Raw genomic sequence first — 20,083 nt, forward strand, 5'->3', positions numbered from 1 at the left:
ATCATTTTTTTAGTGAAATGGTATTAGATCCAGATGTGCATAAGAAATATTTTGGTGCTAACGAGGCGATGACTCGTGCTTGGCTTAGTCATGAGCGCGTTGCTTCTGAAAAGCCGGAAGCTATTAAAAGATTGGTTGAAGTTGTCAATCGCACTTTTACATATATGCACCAAACTGCACCAGAAGACATTCTTAAAGTCGTCGGTAAACGGTTTGATAGTCAAAATTTAGACGCTATCCTCACAGGTCTGAATACCGAACTCAAACGCTCAGTGCCGAAAGATGCCTCTATCAGTGAAGCTGCTTATTTGGCTGACCAAAGAGTATTTTTTGATACGGGAATTATTAAGAAAATGGTTCCTTATGCTGAAGGGGTATTTGATAAATTTGCCGGTCATCGAGCTTAAGGAACAACCTAATATGTCACTCCCGACAATCACTACTCAAAATCTTGGCATTTCTTATTGGAGTAAAAATAAGCGCATTGACGCACTACAGAATGTTAGCTTGACTATTAATCGTGGTGAGTTTATTAGCTTAATTGGCCCTAGTGGTTGTGGTAAAAGTACCTTATTAAATGTGATTGCGGGTTTAACTAGTCCGGGTACAGATGTCAATGGTAGTTTTAACACCAGCGGAATCAAAGAAATTGACTACTTGTTCCAAAAGCAAACTTTGTTACCCTGGCGGACAGTCATTGATAATGTCACCGCGCCTCTAGAAATTCGTGGTATACCTCGAACTGAAAGAAGAAAAAAAGCCTTGACAATGCTTGAAAAATATGGATTATCGGGGTTTGAAAATAGTTTTCCTAGAGAATTATCAGGCGGAATGCAGCAGCGTGTATTACTAATTCGCACGCTGATTTATCAACCAGATGTGGTGTTACTGGATGAGCCGTTAAGTAGTTTAGATGCTCAAACACGCGCTCTGTTACAAGATGAATTTTTGCGATTATGGCGTGATACTGGATGCACCTTTGTTTTAGTAACTCATGACTTGGATGAAGCGATCGCACTTTCAGAGCGTGTATTCCTCCTGAGCGCGCGTCCTGGCAGAATTGTTAAGGAATTTCAGATTGATTTACCCACAGAACGATCTGCGATCGCCATTCGTACCGATCCAAGATTTCAGCAAATCCAGCGTGAAATGTGGTCAGAGTTAACCACACAAGTTTTACAACAACAAGACCGAGGATTCGCACTCTTTAAAACATAAAATGAAAACTACTCGCCATAAAATTTTCACTCTTGGACAACCCACGCTCTCTGCTACCAATAAACAGCCAAAAACACCCAGTTTTCAACCCCATCAAATTCAAGGGTGGCAACGCTTACAACAACTAGCGATACAACTCACACCTCTGGCGGTAATTTTGCTAGTGTGGGAAATTGGGACAGGAGCATTTAACATTCCTCAGTTTATTGAACCAGCATTGGTTGGTAAGCCGAGTGCAATTGTCCAAGAAATATGGAAGTTATTATCTAGCGGGAGTATATTTCAACATATCTTTGTGACATTTCAAGAGGCAATGACTGGACTGGCTTTAGCAATGACTGGCGGTGTGAGTCTGGGAATTCTGCTTGCTTATTCGCCATCAGGGGCAAAAATCACGCTTCCTTATGTTCAGATATTTAATTCTCTACCTCGGATTGCTTTAGCTCCCTTTTTTATTGTCTGGTTTGGCATTGGATTACTCTCAAAAGTATTATTAGCAGCTTTAGCCGCGTTTTTCCCCATATTTTTTACAACTTATCAGGGACTCCAAAGTATTGAACGCGAGTTGGTTTCGGCTTTTCAGGTGATGGGTGCCAATCGTTGGCAGATGTTGTACATGGTTGTCTTACCTTCAGTTTTGAGTTGGGTAATTGCCGGGATTCGCACAAGTTTGGGTATGGCTTTAGTCGGGGCGTTAGTCGCTGAATATATCGGTTCAACGCGGGGTTTAGGTTATCTATTAATGTCAGCCCAGGGAACTTTAAATGTTGATCAAGCTTGGGCAATATTGGTAATTTTGGCATCCATTAGCGTTTTTCTCGATTGGGGAGTGCGTGTTTTAGAAGCTTACGTTTTACGCTGGCGACCAAATCCTAGAGAATTGTAGTATTAGATCATGAATCACTGATGTTCGGATATCAGTTGGCAAAGCTGCTGCATATCATGAAAAACTATTTTAGCTCCAGCCGCAGTCAGCGCAGTGCGATCGCTATATTTGGCATAACCAAAAACCGTCATCCCTGCTGCGTATCCTGCTTGTACACCTGTTACAGAGTCTTCAACCACAACACAATGTTCTGGATTTGTGTTCATTTGCTCGGCTGCATGGAGATACACATCAGGAAAAGGTTTGGGGCGCGAAACATCATGAGCGCTGTATAACTTGCCCTTAAATTGATGCAAAATTCCTGTTAAATTTAATACCAGTTGAATATGACGGTGGCTGCTATTTGATGCCACACATTTTGGTAATGTAATTTGCTCTAATACTTCGGTAATGCCGGAAACTGCTGTTAATTCTTGTTGCAATGCGGCTATTTCTCGTTCCTTGCAACGTTCGACAAAGTTTTTCGGCAATGATTTATTATAAGATTCCTCAATAATCTCTAAACAGGTTTGTAGGGACTTGCCTATAAATTTTTGAGTTACTTCTGCATAGGTAATCGGAAATCCAGCTTCGGTGAGCGTTTGTGCAAAAATACGATTGACGATTGGTTCACTATCAACCAAGACTCCATCACAATCAAAAATCACAAGCTTGAACCGATTTTGCCTTAAATTGAGCATTTTCCCCTTGAAGTGCTAATTATTATTCTTTGCGATTGATGAGCGATCGCATTTCCTTTTTGCCAACAACCTCTAAGAGTAAAAGTTAGGTTTTGGTAGTTCATCGTTTAACGCCCAATTTCCTATGTCTCGGATTTTATAATCAAATGGATCATGGAGAGTGAATGTGCGAAGATTCCGCCAATAACGGTCAAAGCCATATTTAGCATTAGTAGCGCGTGCGCCCATAACTTCAAAGATGCGGTTGGTGATGTCTAAACCAACTCTAGTGGCGACAACTTTGGTAGTAGCAATAAACAGCGCACATTCTCCCCGTTGTTCTGCGGTGAGTGACCATTCCTGATCCCAAGCTTGTTGTAATAATTCTCCGGCTTGGTCAACTAAACAAGTAGCAGCCTGAAGGTCAACCCATATATTGCCATAGTGTTGGAGGATATAAGGATCTTTGGTTGCACTCTCTACACCTGATGTCAGCCAAGGTTTTGTATTAGTGCCAGTATAGGTTTTAGCCGCTTCAAATGCTCCTTGGGCAATTCCCAGGTAGATGTTAGCCAGATTCAATTGAGTTAAGCAGGCGCGAATAGTGGTGAAGGGTTGACTGGGTTTATCTCTAATACCCAGAATTTCGTCTGGGTATACCAGCACATTTTCAAATGTCACAGTACCGCTGTCTGTTTGACGTTGCCCCATATTATCCCAATCATCATGAACAGTCACACCTTGGCGTTGAGTAGGAATTGCCAGAATTTTCAATTCATCAGTTTCTTGATCAGTAGCAGTGATTGGTAATATATCCGAATCTTGGGAGCCAGAGCAAAAGCTTTTAATGCCGTTAAGACGGAAATAATTATTTTCTGGTGTCAGCGTCGTTCTTTTATCTAAAGGGTTGAGAGCATTGCACCAAAACCAATTGTTGTCAATAGTTTCTGCATAATATCGCTGTTTCTGCTCTGTTGAACCAAATATGTGAGGAACTACTACACCTAGATGGTGGTAAGAAAAGACGTGAGCAATAGAACTATCAACCTTGGCAAACTCACGGGTAATTCTGAGAACGGTAATCCAGGTTTCTCCTAAACCACCGTACTCTGTCGGTACGATCAATTTTAGCAAGTTGCTTTGGCGCAGGCGATCGCGTTCATATTTTGGTGTTCCCCCTTTTGCATCTCGCTCTACAGCAGTTTCCGCAAATTCCTTTGCTAAAGACCTAGCTATATCAAGATAATTTTGAGACTTTTTAGTTCCGATCAATTGCATATTTCGCAACTTCTCCTGCCAACTTTTTATGAGAAGCAACTATCAATTGTGCTGAAAAATTTTAGATTTACAATAGTTTAACAAACCTACCGTATTATGTTTATTAATAAGCTTTTCAGTTAAAGATAATAATAAGTTGGGTTGAACGAAGTACAACCCAACTTACTGACATAGTTATTAACTTTGGTAAGGGCGTGGCAGTTGGCGTAGTTTATGAGCAGTATCTAATTCACTATTATTTTTTCTGCCATATCCCCAACCCAATATCTTACGATACTCGCCCATAATGCCAGTTTCAATCAAATCATCCTCATTGACTGCAATCTCAGTGTGAGATTGGGGTGCAACATAAAGCGCATCCGCCGGACAATATGCCTCACACATAAAACAAGTTTGACAGTCTTCCTTCCGAGCAATTACTGGTGGTTGGTTAGAAACTGCATCAAAGACATTAGTCGGACAAACTTGAACACACAGATTGCAATTAATACAGAGTTTATGGCTGACAAGCTCAATCATGATTTTATTCTGGCTACAACTTTGATACAACGGGTGTGGCTTGAATGGTTTCTACTGCTGGCGTAGCAGGTGCATCCGTTATCCAATCGCGTCTTACCCAAAGCTTATCTAAGCCGCCTGTGGCTTGATAATAACGCTGATGGGGATCGGTCTGGGGATAGTCTATACGAATGTGTTCGCTGCGGGTTTCTGTGCGATGTAATGCACTAAAATATGCCCATCTGGCGACAGCAGTCAAAGCAACCGCACGACGAGAAAATTCGATATCGCGTACACTATCTTGTTTGGGATTACCTTGTACTTGCTGCCACAGCGTTTCTAATTTGGCGAGGGAATCTAGAAGCTTCTGTTCTGAACGCAAGTAGTTTTTCTCCAAGGGGAAAATTTCAGCTTGCACACCACGCGCGATCGCATCGCTATCGAATGTTGCAGACGAGGAGGAGTGCGATCGCATTCCCACTTGTCCCGCTGCACGTGCAGTTCTTTCATTTGCACGTGCGCCCAAATTCTTAGCAAACTTAGCCGCCCCTTCTCCTGCCCACTGCCCTGTAGAAATTGCCCAAGCCGCATTGGGGCCACCACCACCAGAAGCTAAACCAGCTAAAAATTCTCGTGATGCCGCATCTCCAGCCGCATACAGTCCAGGTACTTTTGTAGCGCAACTATCATCAATAATCCGAACACCACCTGTACCCCGGACAGTCCCTTCTAAAATCAATGTCACAGGTACTCTTTCTGTATAGGAATCAATCCCAGCTTTTTTATAAGGTAAAAAAGCGATGAAATGGGACTTTTCAATCACGGCTTTAACTTCTGGTGTAGCTCTATCTAAACGAGCATAAACAGACCCTTTCATTAAAGCATTTGGTAAGAAGCTAGGATCACGACGACCATTAATATAGCCACCTAAATCATTACCTGCTTCATCGCTATAACTAGCCCAACCAAAGGGAACACCCCGTGTGACTGTGGCATTAAAAGCAGTGGAGATTGCATAGTGATTAGAAGCTTCCATACTGGAGAGTTCGCCGCCAGCTTCTACCGCCATTAGCATTCCATCACCTGTGTTGGTGTTGCAACCTAATGCTTTACTTAAGAATGCACAGCCGCCATTCGCCAATACTACTGCACCAGCACGAACTGTATAAAAACGATGATGTTGTCTTTGTACACCTCTTGCCCCAGCCACAGAACCATCTTCAGCCAATAAAAGCTCTAAAGCTGGACTTTGGTCGAGAATCTGCACTCCAGAACGCAGCAAGTTTTTCCGCATTACCCGCATATATTCCGGGCCATAATAACTCTGACGCACAGATTCCCCATTTTCTTTCGGGAAACGATAACCCCAATCTTCTAATAGGGGCAAACTCAGCCAAGTTTTTTCAACTACACGCTCTATCCAACGCAAGTTAGCGAGGCCTTTTCCTACACGATAACGCTCCGAGACAACTTTTTCCCAGTTCTCTGGAGAAGGAGCCATGATGCCATTACCACTCGCAGCAGCGGCACCACTTGTACCCAGAAAACCTTTATCAACAATGATGACTTTGACACCTTGAGATGCTGCTGACCATGCTGCCCATGCTGCGGCAGGGCCACCACCAATCACCACCACGTCAGCATTTAGTTGTAGTTCATTTTCTGTGAGCAATTTCTTTCTCCTTTTTGATATTGCCTTAGCAGTAGTCGCTGATTTGTTTGTGATGAATGAGTGCTGTTTTGTCGGACTAATTATGCAGAAAATAGAGTCTGCATAATATACGCAAAGATTACGTAAAACGAATTACAAATAGTATGATAATCTAACTATTAGTTTATCAAACATTAAGCATTGCAAATTAATCTTGTTACTTTTGTCTGCTGAGAAATTCTTAAGCAACTTTTTGCAAGTGTCGCACGCGCGGCATAATTTCTTCGGCAAAACGTGTCATCTCCTGCACAAAGGGATTAAATTGCAGCATAAAAGTATCGATACCTGCATCAACAAAAGCTGCAACGCGAGTGGCGACTGTATCATAACTGCCAACTAAACCTGCGGCTGTACCACCATTCCCCCCAACAGCAGGATTTTTAGCAAAGAGTTGAAACATAACCGCTTCTTTGTCAACGCCTTTGGCAACACTTAATTTATATTGTTCTTCCAGCTTTTGCAGTGCCATCAGTCGTTCTAGTTCTGCTTGTGCTTCTTCGTCGGTGGGACGCGCAATCACAAAGGCTGATAAACCAAAACGCACTGGTTGGGGTAAGGAACGGGGACGGCTGATAACTTGTTGAATTACTTTGCGGACATCTGCAATTGGTTGACCGTTGATGAAGTAAACATCAGCTTGTTGCGCTGCTAATATCTGCGCTGGCTCTGATGCGCCGCCAAGATAAATCCGTGGATAAGGTTGAGCAACCGGGAAGGGTCGAAAACTTAAATCTTGAATTTTGAAATATTCGCCTTCAAAGTTAACCTTTTCTCCACTCCATAAGGCTCTAACTACTTGCAACCATTCCCCTGAATAGCGATAACGTTCATCGTGGGGAGGAAAGGGAATATTCGTCCGTTCCATTTCTGGACGGAACCAAGCACTAATTAAGTTAATGGCAAAACGTCCCTGACTAATGGCATCAATTCCTAAAGCCATTTTGGCTAAGACGGCTGGGTGAAATAATAAAGGTTTAATGGCGGCGATAATTTCTATAGTTTCTGTGGCTTCTGCTAAGGCTGCACAAGCTGTCCAAGTTTCTAACTGTTCTAAATCTAAACTGCGGGGGTTGGCAATGTGCTGGGCTACTAAGGTTGTGACATATCCTAAACGTTCTGCTTCTAATACTAGCGATCGCGTGCGTTCATAACTAGCATTCATCGGTTCATCCGGCGTATTCAGCGGGCCAAAGTTACCCCCAACAGGCGACCAAATACCATAGCGTGGTTCTGACATTCTTACCTCCAAGTTCGGCAAAAACAAAGGAGATAAAAATATATATACCCCTTGTTTTTTATCTTCATCTGTGCAAGCCTTATAGTATAGTACTATAAATCTACCGATTTACAGTAGAATATTCTGGTTACTAAACTAAGGTTTTAGTGCCGACTACAAAGGTTCTAGAAAGCTATGTCTGAACCACGCTATGGGATATGGATTCCTGTTTACGGCAACTGCGGCGTAATGAACCATCCTCTTGAACCTCGTGATGCTAGTTACTCACGAGCCAAGAATTTAATTAGGTTGGCCCAAAGGTGCGGATTTACCACAACTTTAATAGCGCAACATATCATCAATCCCAGAAATCAAGAACTTGACCAGATGGAAACCTGGACAACAGCAGCAGCACTTGCAGAAGCGACAGACTCTATAGAGATTATTGCAGCTGTCAAACCTTTATTGTTTCATCCTGCTGTCTTAGCCAAGATGGCTTTAGGTATTGATGCAATTAGCCAAGGACGTTTTGCAATTAACTTAGTGAGTGCTTGGTTCCGTCCAGAAATGGAAAAACCAGGGATCAATTTTTTGTCTCACGACGAACGTTATCGCTATTCTGACGAATGGATAAGAGTTGTCAAAGCTTTGTGGAGTGGGGAAAACGTTAACTTCCACGGCGACTATTTTCACATCAATGATTTGAAGTTGAATCCTCCACCTATCGCTAAACCCCATCTGCGTGTGTATGTAGGGGGAGAGTCAGAACCAGCGCAAGAACTCGCAGTAAAAGAAGCGCACACATTCTTTCTAAATGGTCGTCCGATAGAAGTTATCCGCGAAACAATTGCTCAGGTGCGGCAAAAAGCTCACTCTCGCTCTCAACCGTTAGGCTTTGCGATGTCAGCGTTTGTAATTGCTCGACCGACAGACTCAGAAGCCGAAGCAGAATATCAAAATTTAAGAGCAATGGTACTTGCACAAGACGATCGCACAGAACTACTCAAAGGAGTAGATTCCGAAGTGGTCATGTTCAAAAATATGGCTAAATATCCCGGTGTAGGAAGCAATGGCGGGACTGCGGCTGGTTTGGTTGGGAGTTATGAAACCGTAGCCCAGCGTATTACTGAATTTACCAAAGTAGGAATTGATACTTTCATGCTGCAATTCCAACCTTTCGCTACAGAAATGGAGCGTTTTGCTACGGAGATTATACCAAGAGTAAGAGCGTTAACAGAAGAAAGTGAAGCGATCGCCAACGCCAAAATAGGGGCTAAGAATTTTAGATTTTAGATTTTGGATTTTAGATTGAATCCAAAAATCTTTTCCTACTCCTCACTACCAAAGGAGACTTTATGACTGCAATTTTGACTCGTCCAGCTTGGACTACAGATTTAGAACTGGAAATCTTCGATAAATTAGTCGATAAATACGCACCGCACATTACCAAAAAGCGATTAGTTGAACCAAGACCACCGGAAACTGATGAAGAAAGAGAGAATTTTTATCGTTTTCGTGTAGCTGGTGCAGCCCATGATTTATTTATTGTGCAAGTCTGTGCCAAGATAATTGACTCGTTTCCTGACCCTGACCTACAGCTATTTTTGAGCAGACAAATAGGGGATGATGGCGCACACGCCCAAAACACCCGTTTAAGAGCGCAAGCAATATCTGGACATGACCCCATTGAAGATATCCAAAAACAAGTGCAGAAGCATTGGGATTATATGGGTGATTTACCCATTCGTAATTGGCAAGGCTTTTTAGCATTTGAATTACATTATGAATTGCATATTGTGGCTTTGTTATTTCTTAACAGCCGTACTAACAAAATCAGTGACCCAGACTCAGCCAAATATGCAGCAGAAAAAATCTTACCAGATGAAGCAGTTCATCGTTTAGGTGTGGTTGATTGGTGGCAACGTAAATTTGATCATGCTTCACAAGTAGAGAAAGAAGATTTAATTTCCCAAGCTTTAGAAGCTGATGAAGAAGGTCAACGTCGGCGCAATTCTTATCTTCGGAATCATTGGCAATTGAGTCAAAAAGCTATTGGAGTTGAAATTGATAATTTGCCAACACTTTATGACACTTGGCGGCAAGAAGTTTTGTCTTACTTCTTAGATATACCTGTATCTAAACTGCCAAAACTTGTGAGTGTAAATGATTAATAAATATTAAATAAAAAGTAGAAAACCTACTTTATTATTTATTCAAGCTGTATTCATAACACCTTCTAGTATTACTAATTATTGAATAATTAGTAATCTTTTTATTTGTTTAATTTTATAAAAATTTTTGTTAAACATTGATATCTAAAAAACTCAAATTTAGTCGCAATAAACACAGCAATTATTTAGATAATAAATATATTATATCGTTTTTAATAGAACTAGTTGCAGATAGTTATTGACTAAGTTTAACCAGAAATTTGGGCATAGATAAAAGATGTTTTTCTATCCCAATAATAAATTCATGATACTTTTAAAAATCCAAAATTGCATTGGAATAATGTGACATAAAGGAGGGTTAATTTATGTTAAGGCAAATGATAAATAAAATTTTAGGTGTTTTCAAAGGGAGGGAATTATTTAAGTATCAAAAAATTAAGGTTTTTGCTGTATTGTTTGTGCTGGGTATAGGATTGAGTTTGGCGATCGCATCTTGCGCCCCCAGTAATTCAGCTGATACATCTGCACAAAAACCCCAAGCACCCAAGCTCACAGTGCTGAAAATGGGTCATCAAAAAGGGATGGCGTTGCTGAATATTATTAAAGCCCAAGGAAGTTTAGAAAAGCGATTACAACCCTTGGGGATATCTGTAACCTGGAATGAATTTTCCTCTACAGCACCGCTTTTGGATGGGATGGGAGCAGGTGCGATCGTGTTTGGTGGTGGTGGCGGTACAGGAAGCGTGTTTGCTCAAGCTGGTGATAAACCCTTTGTCAGAGTTGCAGCTGGTACAGGTAGCACCAGAGGTTCCGCTATTTTAGTTCAAGAAAATTCTCCAATCAAAACACTTACTGATTTAAAAGGTAAAAAAGTTGCTTTTGCAAAAGGTTCTGGTCAACACTACATTATTGTGCGTGCTTTAGAAAAAGTTGGATTGAAATTTACTGATATTCAACCTCTTTATCTAACACCAGCCGAAGCCTTACCAGCATTTGAACGTGGTGATATTGATGCGTGGTTAATTTGGGATCCTTATACTGCCGAGGCTGAACGTAAACTCCGCACTCGCTTACTGGCAGATAATAGCACTGTCTTTGGAGATAAAGCAGCACTAGAAAGCCCTAGTTTTTATTACGCTGCTCCAGATTTTGTCCGCGAACATCAAGACATTCTCAAGATAATTTTGCAAGAGCTAGAAAAAGCTGGTACTTGGTCAAGAGAGAACTATAAAGATTCTGCCAAACTACTTTCTAAAGTGTACAAAATTGATTTAAAAACAATGGAAACAGTAGAAGAACGTGGTGGTCAACGGGAAGTATTACCAGTCACAAATGAAGTTTTAAGTGGTCTGCAACGGATGGCAGATACATTTTATGACCTCAAAATTATTCCGAAAAAAATAGATATCAAGGATAAAAACTACAACTGGATTCCTGACCAAAAGTGGTAAATCGAGATAATTCGTAATTCGTAATTAAGAAGACGAAGATTTTATCACGTTGTTGTTGATTAAAATAGGCGATCGCATGAATACCATCAATATTAACCGTCGATTCTTTGTCATAGCTATTACCTCATTTGCAGCCTCTACAGTCTTTGCTAGTTGTAGTTCACCGCAAAATAATTCGGCTGTGAATACCAATGTGAATCCTTCAGCTACCACAGCAGCCAATACAACCACAACTCCAGCCAAAGAAAAAATCAAAGTTGGTGTAACACCAGTTCCAGCCGGCGAAATTTTAGAATTTGTCAAAAAGAATTTAGCACCAGAAGCTGGGCTAGATATTGAAATAGTTACATTCAATGACTTTGTGCAGAATAACACTGCCTTAAAAGATGGAGTAATTGATGCAAATTATTTTCAACATATTCCTTTTATGGAAGACTATGGCAAGAAGCATAACTTTGAAATGTATGCTTTTACGCCGCAAATTCATTTAAATCCAGTGGGACTCTTTTCTAAAAAATATAAGTCCCTCAAAGATGTACCTAACAAAGCTTTGGTAACAATTCCTGATGATCCTAGCAATGCTCATCGGGCTTTAAAAGTCCTGGAATCATCAGGCTTAATCAAACTTAAGGAAAATGTTCATCCGGCGAGTCCTAAAGATATTATTGCTAACACCAAAAATATCCAAATTAAAGAAATACCAGGAGCGCAAGCAATCCCCAGTCTACCTGATGTGGATTTAGCCGGAGTTACAGGTAATTGGATTTTACAAGCTGGCTTGAAAACTGATAAAGATGCTTTAGCAATAGAGTCAGCAAACGAGCAAATTTATGCTGTAACAGTTACAACCTTAAAAGGCAAAGAAACTGACCCCAGAATTCAGAAATTATATAAGTTACTCCGCGATGATAAAGTCAAACAATTTATTAGAGATAAATATCAAGGTTCAGTGATTCCTATTCCTTAAAAAATAATAATTTATCGTGGAAGCATTCTGAGATGATTACATTTACCGATGTTCGTAAAATTTATCACCAAGGCAACCAAAAAGTTGTTGCGTTAGATGGTGTGAGTGTTCATGTCAAACCAGGAGAAATTTTTGGTGTTTTAGGTCAAAGTGGCGCGGGTAAAAGCACATTAATTCGCTGTGTTAATCAACTAGAAAAACCGACATCGGGTTCAGTTGTAGTTGATGGACAGGAAATAACAAAATTGTCAGGAGATAAACTGCGTCGCGCCCGTCAACATATTGGAATGATTTTTCAACACTTTAATTTACTGAGTTGCCGAACTGTGGCGGAAAATATTGCTTTTCCTTTGGAAGTGATGGGCTATAGCAGATTGCAACGTCGGGCAAAAGTGGAAGAATTGATTTCACTTGTCGGGTTGAAAGGTAAGGCAGATGCTTATCCAGCACAACTTTCTGATGGTCAAAAGCAACGAGTAGGTATCGCTAGGGCTTTGGCTGGAGAACCTAATGTATTACTTTCTGATGAAGCCACATCAGCACTCGATCCCCAAACTACAAGGTCAATTTTGGACTTGTTGCGTGACTTGAACAAGCGTATGGGTTTGACAATCTTACTCATTACCCATGAAATGGGTGTGGTCAAGCAAATCTGCGATAGTGTGGCAATACTCAATGCTGGCAGAATTGTCGAAAAGGGATATGTGAGTGATTTAATCGCCAAACCAGAATCATTTCTTGCCCAAGAATTTTTTCCCCGTCGTAATGGTTATAGAGCAAAACCAGGTGCTGTCCTCGCCACGATCGCCTTTGCGGGAGAACAAGCAAGTCAACCTATTTTCGCCACCTTAGCCCGTAATTTTGATGTTGATGTCAATATCCTGAGTGGGAGTGTGGAAACAGTAGGCGATCGCAAAGTTGGTCAGTTCCACATTGAATTAATCGGTCAAAAGATAACGCAAGCTTTGAATTATTTACACGAAGCCGAATTTGAAGTGGAAGTACATTGAATTGGCGATTAGGAAGAAAATCAAAATTGCAAATTACGAATTATGCATACGGAGGGATAATGAGCAGAACAAAGCAATTAAAATTAGGTGCATTCATGCGCCCAGTAAGCATACACACAGGTGCTTGGCGTTATCCTGGGGCTATACCTGACGCTAATTTTAACTTCCCAGCACTAAAAAAATTCATCCAGAAATTAGAGCAAGGCAAGTTTGACGCATTCTTCATGGCAGATCACTTAGCAGTGCTAAATATGCCAGTCAACGCTCTGAAACGCAGTCATACGGTGACATCTTTCGAGCCGTTTACCCTGCTTTCTGCCCTCTCTACCGTCACCGAAAACATCGGATTAGTAGCTACAGCTTCCACAACGTATGATGCGCCTTACCACATCGCGCGTCGCTTCGCCTCTCTAGACCATATCAGTGGCGGTCGTGCTGGCTGGAACATCGTCACTACAGCCAATCCAGATGCCGCACTCAACTTTAATTTAGAAGAAGAGATAGAGCATGACGAACGCTACCGCCGGGCGAGGGAATTTTATGATGTTGTTACGGGGCTTTGGGATTCCTTTGCTGATGATGCCTTCGTTCGGGATGTGGAAGCCGGGATTTATTTTGACCCCGATAAGCTTCACGTTCTGAATCACAAAGGCAAATATCTCTCGGTGCGGGGGCCATTGAACATCGCTAGACCTGTCCAAGGCTGGCCATTAATCGTTCAGGCTGGCGCATCGGAAGCCGGACGGCAATTAGCCGCCGAAACCGCCGAGGCTGTGTTTGCACCTGCTGGTAATCTGGAAGCTGGCAAAGCTTTATTTGCAGACATCAAAGGACGGGCGCGGGCAATTGGACGTGACCCAGATAGTATAAAAATCCTTCCTGGTGCTTTAGTCGTCGTCGGGGAAACCGTCGCCGAAGCACAGGCCAAGCGTGTTTATTTAGATAGCCTCGTACATTATGACAGTGGAATTGCCAGCCTAAATAGTGCGCTTGGCTACGATGTTTCTGGTTTTGATCCAGATGGCCCCTTGCCAGAAATCCCACCGACTAACGCTGGCCACTCTTCACGAGAAAGAGTCATAGCCTTAGCACAACGTGAGAACTTGACTATTCGACAACTGGCGCAACGCGTTGGCAGTTATAGCGGGTTGGCTTTCGTTGGCACACCCCAAACCATCGCCGATGAAATGGAGCAATGGCTGAAGGAAGAAGGCTCGGACGGCTTTAATATTATGTTCCCTTATCTGCCGGAAGGGTTGAATGATTTTGTTGACAAGGTAATCCCCGAACTCCAAAGCCGGGGAATTTTCCGCACCGAGTACGAGGGAACAACCTTGCGGGAAAATCTGGGACTCCCCCGCCCTGCTAACCGTTTCTTTGAATCTGAGCGATCGCCAGCAGTTATTTAGTCATTAATCTATAGTCAACAGTCCTCACAGGAGAAAACATTGTCATCCACATCTATTCTTCTCTATGTCGATATCCAGTACATCAGCCCCTATGCACTGTCGGCATTCGTGTCTCTGCATGAAAAAGGACTGTTGTTCGACATCCAGACCATTGACCTTGCAGCTAAAGCCCAGCATGAACCAGGTTTTGCAACTAAGTCTTTGACGAGCCGTGTACCGACCTTAATTCACGATGAATTCTCGTTGTCGGAGTCTTCGGCGATCGCTGAATACATTGATGAAGTTTTTCCTGGTACTATACCCAGCAGAACCACAGAATCGGGCAAGAGCGCGTCAGGTGCAAGCTTGGCTCCGCAGCGATCTCACACCTATCAAACAAGAGCGTCCTACTGAAGTGATATTCTACGGGACAACAAAGCCACCTCTATCAAAGAAGGCGCAAACAGCAGCCGAGAAATTGTTCTTCGCCGCCGAGTTACTACTATCTGCTAATACGGAAAACCTCTTTGGTCAGTGGTCTATCGCCGATGTCGATCTCGCACTCATACTCCATCGCCTAATTTTAAATGGCGACCCAGTACCAGAGAATTTGATTACATACGCTAAACATCAATGGCAACGGCCATCTGTTCAGTTATGGGTCAATCAGCAACGCCAGCCCCTGCACTGATAAAAGATTGACAACTTATAGAAAATTAAGGATTATTAATCTACGGTATTTCGATAAATTTTTAGTTGTTTAATAGTGTTTAGCTTAACTTAAATGTGTTACCAGAGGTAAACGCCGCAGAGATAAAAGTATTCTTGACGTTCTCTCCATACATGGCTGCGGGGGATTCTTGTTTCAACGAAGTTCTTCATAACTAAGAGGGATTCAGGCTAGGCGAATCAACAAAACGGCGATGAAAGTTTATTTATGCCGACCTGTACTAGTTGCTTACAACTCGCCAACATAGATTTTCTACAAGAAAAAATTTGGAGATAAAAATAATGATTAAAAGTCTAGAAAAAGTTGCAGATACAACAATCCAGTTTTCGGCTCCAGTCAGAACTAACTCACCGGAACTCCAACAGTTACTCGACTATATAGCTCTGGGAGCAAGTGATCGCGATCGCGATCGCATCTTGCCTTTTGATGTAGTTGAATTAATTCGACGTTCCAAGTTAGGTGCATTACGAATCCCCGTAGCCGAAGGTGGCGGTGGTAGCACAGCAAGAGAATTATTCGAGGTGGTGATTAAGTTAGGCGATGCTGATCCTAACGTTGCTCACATTGTGCGGAATCATTTCTCTGTCACAGAGCGAATTTTGCGTTCTGAACGCACCGAAAGAAATCGGCGTTGGTTAAAAGCCGTGGCTGATGGGGCAATTATTGGCCTTGCTTCCACCGAATTAGAAGTTAAACGGGCTGGCGGTGGTCAAGTTGTAAATACAAAATTAACGCCCGATGGCGACGGCTATCGTCTGAATGGCACGAAATATTACAGCACTGGCAGCCTTTATGCAGACTTGATTTTTGTGCGTGTACTAGTACCAGATGGCACTACGGCGTTTATTCTCATCCCGACAAACCGCGCTGGGATTGAGCTTGTAGATGACTGGGATGGCTTTGGTCAAAGGCTTACAGGCACAGGAACAACTAACTTCACGAATGTCCGTGTTGAGAGAAGTGAAGTGTTTTTTGAGACAGACACAGACAAAGATAATTTGCCCTACAATATCATACCCCAATTATTTTTGACGGCAATCAACGCTGGCATTATTCGTAGCGTGCTACGTGATGCCACAAACCTCGTCCATAAACGTCCTCGGACTTTTTATCATGCTGTATCCGAGCAAGCAGCAGACGACCCCATCTTACAGCAAACCGTCGGACAAATTGCGGCTAATGCCTTTGCCGCAGAAGCGAGCGTTTTAGCCGCCGCCGATGGACTCGATCGCCTGCCTGCGGCTAAAGCCCAAGGAGAAGAAGCAGAGACGGCTGTAGCGTTAGAAACTTCTTTAAATGCAGCCAAAGCCAAATTAATTGTTGATGATTTGGCGTTGCGTTCAGCCACCCTACTATTTGAAGTTGGCGGGGCTTCTACAACCAAGAAAAGCTCAAACTTTGATCGTCACTGGCGCAATGCCCGTACTTTATCCTCACACAACCCAAATCACTTTAAGGCGCGTGCGATCGGCGACTATGAGATAAACGGTACGCCATTGCCGCAGAGAGGATTCTTTTAAGGGTGTAGGGGGAAGAGATGAACTTGATATGCGACTTATTTTTGATACCCCTCTCCAAACCTCTCCCCTGCAAAGAGAGAGGCTTTAAAAAGTCAATTCTTCGTTAATAATTCAGAATGTTAAAGCCCCTCTCCGCGTCCGGGTTTCCCGGCGCAAAACTTTTCAAGACAGAGGGGTTGGGGTGAGGTTCCTCAAATTCATACCCCCACACCCTTTCTTAACAAGACTTTTATTTATGAAATTCAACTATGAGTGTAATTGATACTACTGCTGTAAGACAGGATATAGGGGCGATGTCTAGTGACAAGACGCGAAGCGTCTACGCATCTCCCACAGACTATCCTGAAAGCCCATTATCCCAAGCTCTGAAACAGCCTGTATTACTAGGGTTATTCTTACCAATTCATCACGGTGGCTGGAGTTCATCACATTTGCCGCGCACTACCGATTGGTCTTTTGATTACAATGCCAAGTTGACCCAAAAGGCTGAGGAGTTGGGGTTTGACCTCGTTTTTGGTTATTCCACATGGCAACCGAAGAATGGGCAAGGCCCAACACGCACGGAAGCGGGTTTGGATGCGTTCATTGCAACTGCTTCTCTGGCTGGGATGACTTCGCGGATTCTCTTAATTTCCACAATTCACGTTCTTTATGGGCCTTGGCATCCCATTCACTTGGCTAAATTTGGGGCAACACTTGATCATATTTCTAAAGGTCGGTGGGGAATTAACGTTGTCACGGGACACCGGGCTTATGAACATGAACTGTTCGGCTGGAGTCAAATCGAACACGATCGCCGCTACGAAATGGCTGATGAATTTGTCACTGTCTTAAAGAGACTTTGGTCAGAAACCGAGAACTTTTCTTACCAGAGTCAAAAAAGCTCTTGGCAGTTCAAAGATGCTTATATTAGCCCTCGTCCGCTTTATGGTCGTCCTGTTTTAGTTAACGCCACTGGTTCAGATGCGGGTATCGAGTTCGCGGGTCGTCATTCTGATATTGTGTTTATCACCAGTCCGGCTGGCGGAGATATAGACAGTGCTTTGTCATCGTTACCTGCCCATACTGAGCGTGTTAAAAAATCAGCGATCGCTAATGGTAGACAAGTCCGCACGCTGCTAAATCCGTTGATTGTTCTGCGAGAAACGGAAAAAGAGGCGGAAGAATACGCTCAGGCAATTATTGACCATGCCGATTATGAGTCAATTGCGGGACGTTCTCGCATTAGCAGCGATGCACACGCTTGGAGAGGGCATCAAAAGGGAAATCTGCGTCATAGCGTTGGTAGTGCGATCGGCGGTAACGTGCAGCTAATTGGTTCGCCAGAACAAATCACCGAACAACTTTTGCAACTGCATAAAGCTGGTGTCGATGGTTTTCAGATAGCTTTCTACGATTTTGAGCCTGATTTAGATTTATTCGGTAAGAGCGTTCTACCACTATTGAAACAGGCTGGACTTAGGTTTTAAACGCAGAGGAACACAGAGGTAAGCGCGGAGGAACGCAAAGTTTATTTGAGTCCATTCGCTAAAAATTATGTTGAGAGGTGTATGAATGCAAGGGCAAGAATTATTCCAAAGTTTACTGCAAGCCACTAATGAAACTTTTTATATGGTTGGGATATCTGCCCTAGTTGCCATAGTTTTAGGCTTGCCGTTAGGTTTATTGTTAGTGATGACAGGCCCCGGTAACTTGCTGGATTTTCCGCAACTGCATAAAGTATTGGGTGCGATCGTTAATACTGGACGCTCATTTCCGTTTATTATTCTGCTGGTCGTTTTAACTCCACTCACCCGCTTAATTGTCGGTACTTCCATCGGTAGCACCGCCGCCTTAGTTCCCCTTACCCTCGCCGCCATTCCATTTTTTGGTCGCATTGCTGAAACCAGCATTTTAGAAGTTGATAAAGGACTCATAGAAGCCGCCCAAGCAATGGGATGCAATTATTGGCAAATCATTCTCAAAGTATTGATACCGGAAGCTTTGCCTTCATTAGTATTAGGTATGACAATTCTGATTGTGAGTTTACTTAACTCCTCCGCAATGGCTGGGGCTGTTGGTGGCGGTGGGTTAGGTAACTTAGCAATTCAATACGGCTATCAACGCTTTGATGTAGGGGTAATGTTTTCTACCATTGTAGTTTTGATTGCATTGGTACAAATTATCCAATTCTTAGGTGATTTTCTTGCCCAGCGTATGCGAAAACGCTAAAAAAATATCTCATTCCAATTCTTGTAATAAAACCTTTTCTTGTAATAAAACCTTTGCATAACTTTGCGTTAAAAAATTATATTTTGCGTAGGTTTCAACGTCTCTCTTGAATAAATTAAAATACGGCAAACTTAAGCCTACCGTATTTTAGACGTGATTATTTTGGGCGATCGCTTGGATTTATTGCTTAGTTTAGCGCTGGTTCTGCTAACACCTTCTCAGCTTTTTGTTTCAGGACTGTTGGTAAATCACTTGTCAATGGCTCACCTTCAAGCACTTGCGATTTAAAACCATCTGGCCCAACAGGAACATCGCCTGTAATGGTGGTGCGATAAAGTACGCGCTCAACTTCTATATGATCTAAATCCTGGGGTGCTAAATGGGAAGTAGCGCGGTTGTCCCAGAATGCAATATCACCATTGTGCCAACGGAAGCGGGTGGTGTAAGCAGGTTTAGTGATTTGGTTGAAGAACAACTCCAGGAGTAGTTCGCTTTCTTGGGGCGACACATCCAGAATGTGGGAGGTGAAGCCAGGATTCACAAATAGTGCGCGTTCACCAGTCTCAGGATGAACCCGCACTACTGGGTGAATCGAAACCTGTGGATTAGCTGCAATCCGTTGAGCATATTTGCTATTGCTGGGTATCCGCAAACGTGCATTAAATCTATGCTCGGCTTTTAATCCATCTGCTAGGGCGCGTAAGGGTGCAGACAAACCTTCATAAGCTGCAACCAAGTTAGTCCACTGTGTATCACCGCCAAAGGTGGGAACATTCACCGCCCGCAAAATTGAACCCGCAGGAGGGTTAACAACCGCAGTCACATCAGTGTGCCAACGGCTTTCATAGCTGGTACGCCGTAGACCGTTGCGACGCTCAAAGCGGCTGCGGTCAATTGGTAAGATTTGGGAAAAGCCTTCTATTGGCTCATCTTCGTGGGGATGTGCATAAGTCACTTCGCCGAAACGAGATGTAAAGGCGATTTGTGCCGCATGATCTATATTTTGGTTGCGAAAGAATACGACTTTCCACTTCAATAGTGCTTTGCGAATTTCGGCAACTACATCATCGTGCAGATGAGTTGAAAGATTCACGCCGCTGATTTCAGCACCAGTGAAACCAGAAGTTGGTTTGACTTCAATATGCTTGTAGCCCATGTCTATTCTCCAA

20 protein-coding genes are annotated in these 20,083 nt (G+C 42.8%); 14 read left to right on the top strand and 6 right to left on the bottom strand.

The window, feature by feature from the left end; genetic code table 11:
- The 3 genes from NCWK1_RS05830 to NCWK1_RS05840 form a co-directional block, all read left to right on the top strand.
- Positions 1-407 (top strand): hypothetical protein (locus NCWK1_RS05830; RefSeq protein ID WP_222838770.1); only part of this gene is annotated, 407 nt, incomplete at its 5' end.
- A gap of 13 nt (positions 408-420) precedes the next feature.
- Positions 421-1,218, top strand: a complete 798-nt coding sequence (locus NCWK1_RS05835; RefSeq protein ID WP_103124049.1) for an ABC transporter ATP-binding protein — start codon at positions 421-423, stop codon at positions 1,216-1,218.
- A gap of 1 nt (position 1,219) precedes the next feature.
- The gene (locus tag NCWK1_RS05840) at positions 1,220-2,104 is read left to right on the top strand and encodes an ABC transporter permease (protein WP_103124050.1); all 885 of its coding nucleotides are present in this window, start codon (positions 1,220-1,222) and stop codon (positions 2,102-2,104) included.
- A gap of 14 nt (positions 2,105-2,118) precedes the next feature.
- On the opposite strand, the gene NCWK1_RS05845 is transcribed toward NCWK1_RS05840, so the two are convergent.
- The 5 genes from NCWK1_RS05845 to NCWK1_RS05865 form a co-directional block, all read right to left on the bottom strand.
- Positions 2,119-2,784, bottom strand: coding sequence for an HAD family hydrolase (locus NCWK1_RS05845; protein WP_103124051.1), 666 nt, complete (start codon positions 2,782-2,784; stop codon positions 2,119-2,121).
- Between the two features lie 72 nt (positions 2,785-2,856).
- A complete protein-coding gene (locus tag NCWK1_RS05850; protein WP_103124052.1) occupies positions 2,857-4,041 on the bottom strand; it encodes an acyl-CoA dehydrogenase family protein in 1,185 nt (394 codons plus the stop codon).
- Between the two features lie 177 nt (positions 4,042-4,218).
- The gene (locus tag NCWK1_RS05855) at positions 4,219-4,560 is read right to left on the bottom strand and encodes a 4Fe-4S dicluster domain-containing protein (RefSeq protein ID WP_103124053.1); all 342 of its coding nucleotides are present in this window, start codon (positions 4,558-4,560) and stop codon (positions 4,219-4,221) included.
- A 13-nt stretch (positions 4,561-4,573) separates the two neighbouring features.
- Entirely contained in the window at positions 4,574-6,211 is a 1,638-nt protein-coding gene (locus NCWK1_RS05860) for an FAD-dependent oxidoreductase (protein WP_245894831.1), read from the bottom strand.
- 220 nt (positions 6,212-6,431) lie between these two features.
- Positions 6,432-7,487 (bottom strand): LLM class flavin-dependent oxidoreductase, encoded by a 1,056-nt coding sequence (locus tag NCWK1_RS05865; RefSeq protein WP_103124055.1) that lies wholly within the window; start codon positions 7,485-7,487, stop codon positions 6,432-6,434.
- Between the two features lie 174 nt (positions 7,488-7,661).
- Between NCWK1_RS05865 and NCWK1_RS05870 the strand changes: the two genes are divergently transcribed.
- From NCWK1_RS05870 to NCWK1_RS05915, 11 genes are all read left to right on the top strand, one after another.
- Positions 7,662-8,759, top strand: coding sequence for an LLM class flavin-dependent oxidoreductase (locus NCWK1_RS05870; protein WP_103124056.1), 1,098 nt, complete (start codon positions 7,662-7,664; stop codon positions 8,757-8,759).
- 62 nt (positions 8,760-8,821) lie between these two features.
- Positions 8,822-9,637 carry a hypothetical protein gene (locus NCWK1_RS05875; RefSeq protein ID WP_103124057.1) on the top strand — a complete coding sequence of 272 codons (816 nt, stop codon included), beginning with the start codon at positions 8,822-8,824 and terminating at the stop codon, positions 9,635-9,637.
- 365 nt (positions 9,638-10,002) lie between these two features.
- Positions 10,003-11,088 carry an aliphatic sulfonate ABC transporter substrate-binding protein gene (locus NCWK1_RS05880; protein WP_222838771.1) on the top strand — a complete coding sequence of 362 codons (1,086 nt, stop codon included), beginning with the start codon at positions 10,003-10,005 and terminating at the stop codon, positions 11,086-11,088.
- A gap of 76 nt (positions 11,089-11,164) precedes the next feature.
- The gene (locus tag NCWK1_RS05885) at positions 11,165-12,055 is read left to right on the top strand and encodes a MetQ/NlpA family ABC transporter substrate-binding protein (RefSeq protein WP_103124058.1); all 891 of its coding nucleotides are present in this window, start codon (positions 11,165-11,167) and stop codon (positions 12,053-12,055) included.
- A gap of 32 nt (positions 12,056-12,087) precedes the next feature.
- Complete coding sequence (locus tag NCWK1_RS05890; RefSeq protein ID WP_103124059.1) at positions 12,088-13,065, top strand: methionine ABC transporter ATP-binding protein; 978 nt, start codon at positions 12,088-12,090, stop codon at positions 13,063-13,065.
- Between the two features lie 59 nt (positions 13,066-13,124).
- Positions 13,125-14,474 (top strand): LLM class flavin-dependent oxidoreductase, encoded by a 1,350-nt coding sequence (locus tag NCWK1_RS05895; protein WP_103124060.1) that lies wholly within the window; start codon positions 13,125-13,127, stop codon positions 14,472-14,474.
- Positions 14,475-14,582: 108 nt separating this feature from the next.
- Positions 14,583-14,867, top strand: a complete 285-nt coding sequence (locus NCWK1_RS30575; protein WP_422730837.1) for a glutathione S-transferase N-terminal domain-containing protein — start codon at positions 14,583-14,585, stop codon at positions 14,865-14,867.
- On the top strand, positions 14,752-15,144 hold the full coding sequence (yfcF, locus tag NCWK1_RS29900) for a glutathione transferase (protein WP_222838773.1): 393 nt from the start codon (positions 14,752-14,754) through the stop codon (positions 15,142-15,144). The genes NCWK1_RS30575 and yfcF overlap by 116 nt, the downstream gene beginning before the upstream one ends.
- Positions 15,145-15,464: 320 nt before the next feature.
- The gene (locus NCWK1_RS05905; RefSeq protein ID WP_103124061.1) at positions 15,465-16,703 is read left to right on the top strand and encodes an acyl-CoA dehydrogenase family protein; all 1,239 of its coding nucleotides are present in this window, start codon (positions 15,465-15,467) and stop codon (positions 16,701-16,703) included.
- A 248-nt stretch (positions 16,704-16,951) separates the two neighbouring features.
- Positions 16,952-18,172: an LLM class flavin-dependent oxidoreductase gene (locus tag NCWK1_RS05910; protein WP_245894833.1), complete on the top strand. Its 1,221-nt coding sequence runs from the start codon at positions 16,952-16,954 to the stop codon at positions 18,170-18,172.
- Between the two features lie 85 nt (positions 18,173-18,257).
- Complete coding sequence (locus NCWK1_RS05915) at positions 18,258-18,914, top strand: methionine ABC transporter permease (protein ID WP_103124063.1); 657 nt, start codon at positions 18,258-18,260, stop codon at positions 18,912-18,914.
- Positions 18,915-19,101: 187 nt separating this feature from the next.
- Here the strand turns inward: NCWK1_RS05915 and NCWK1_RS05920 are convergent, their stop codons facing one another.
- On the bottom strand, positions 19,102-20,070 hold the full coding sequence (locus NCWK1_RS05920) for a TauD/TfdA dioxygenase family protein (protein ID WP_103124064.1): 969 nt from the start codon (positions 20,068-20,070) through the stop codon (positions 19,102-19,104).
- Positions 20,071-20,083: the final 13 nt, after the last annotated feature.

The sequence above is a fragment of the Nostoc cycadae WK-1 genome, from assembly GCF_002897135.1.
GTDB lineage: Bacteria > Cyanobacteriota > Cyanobacteriia > Cyanobacteriales > Nostocaceae > Nostoc_B.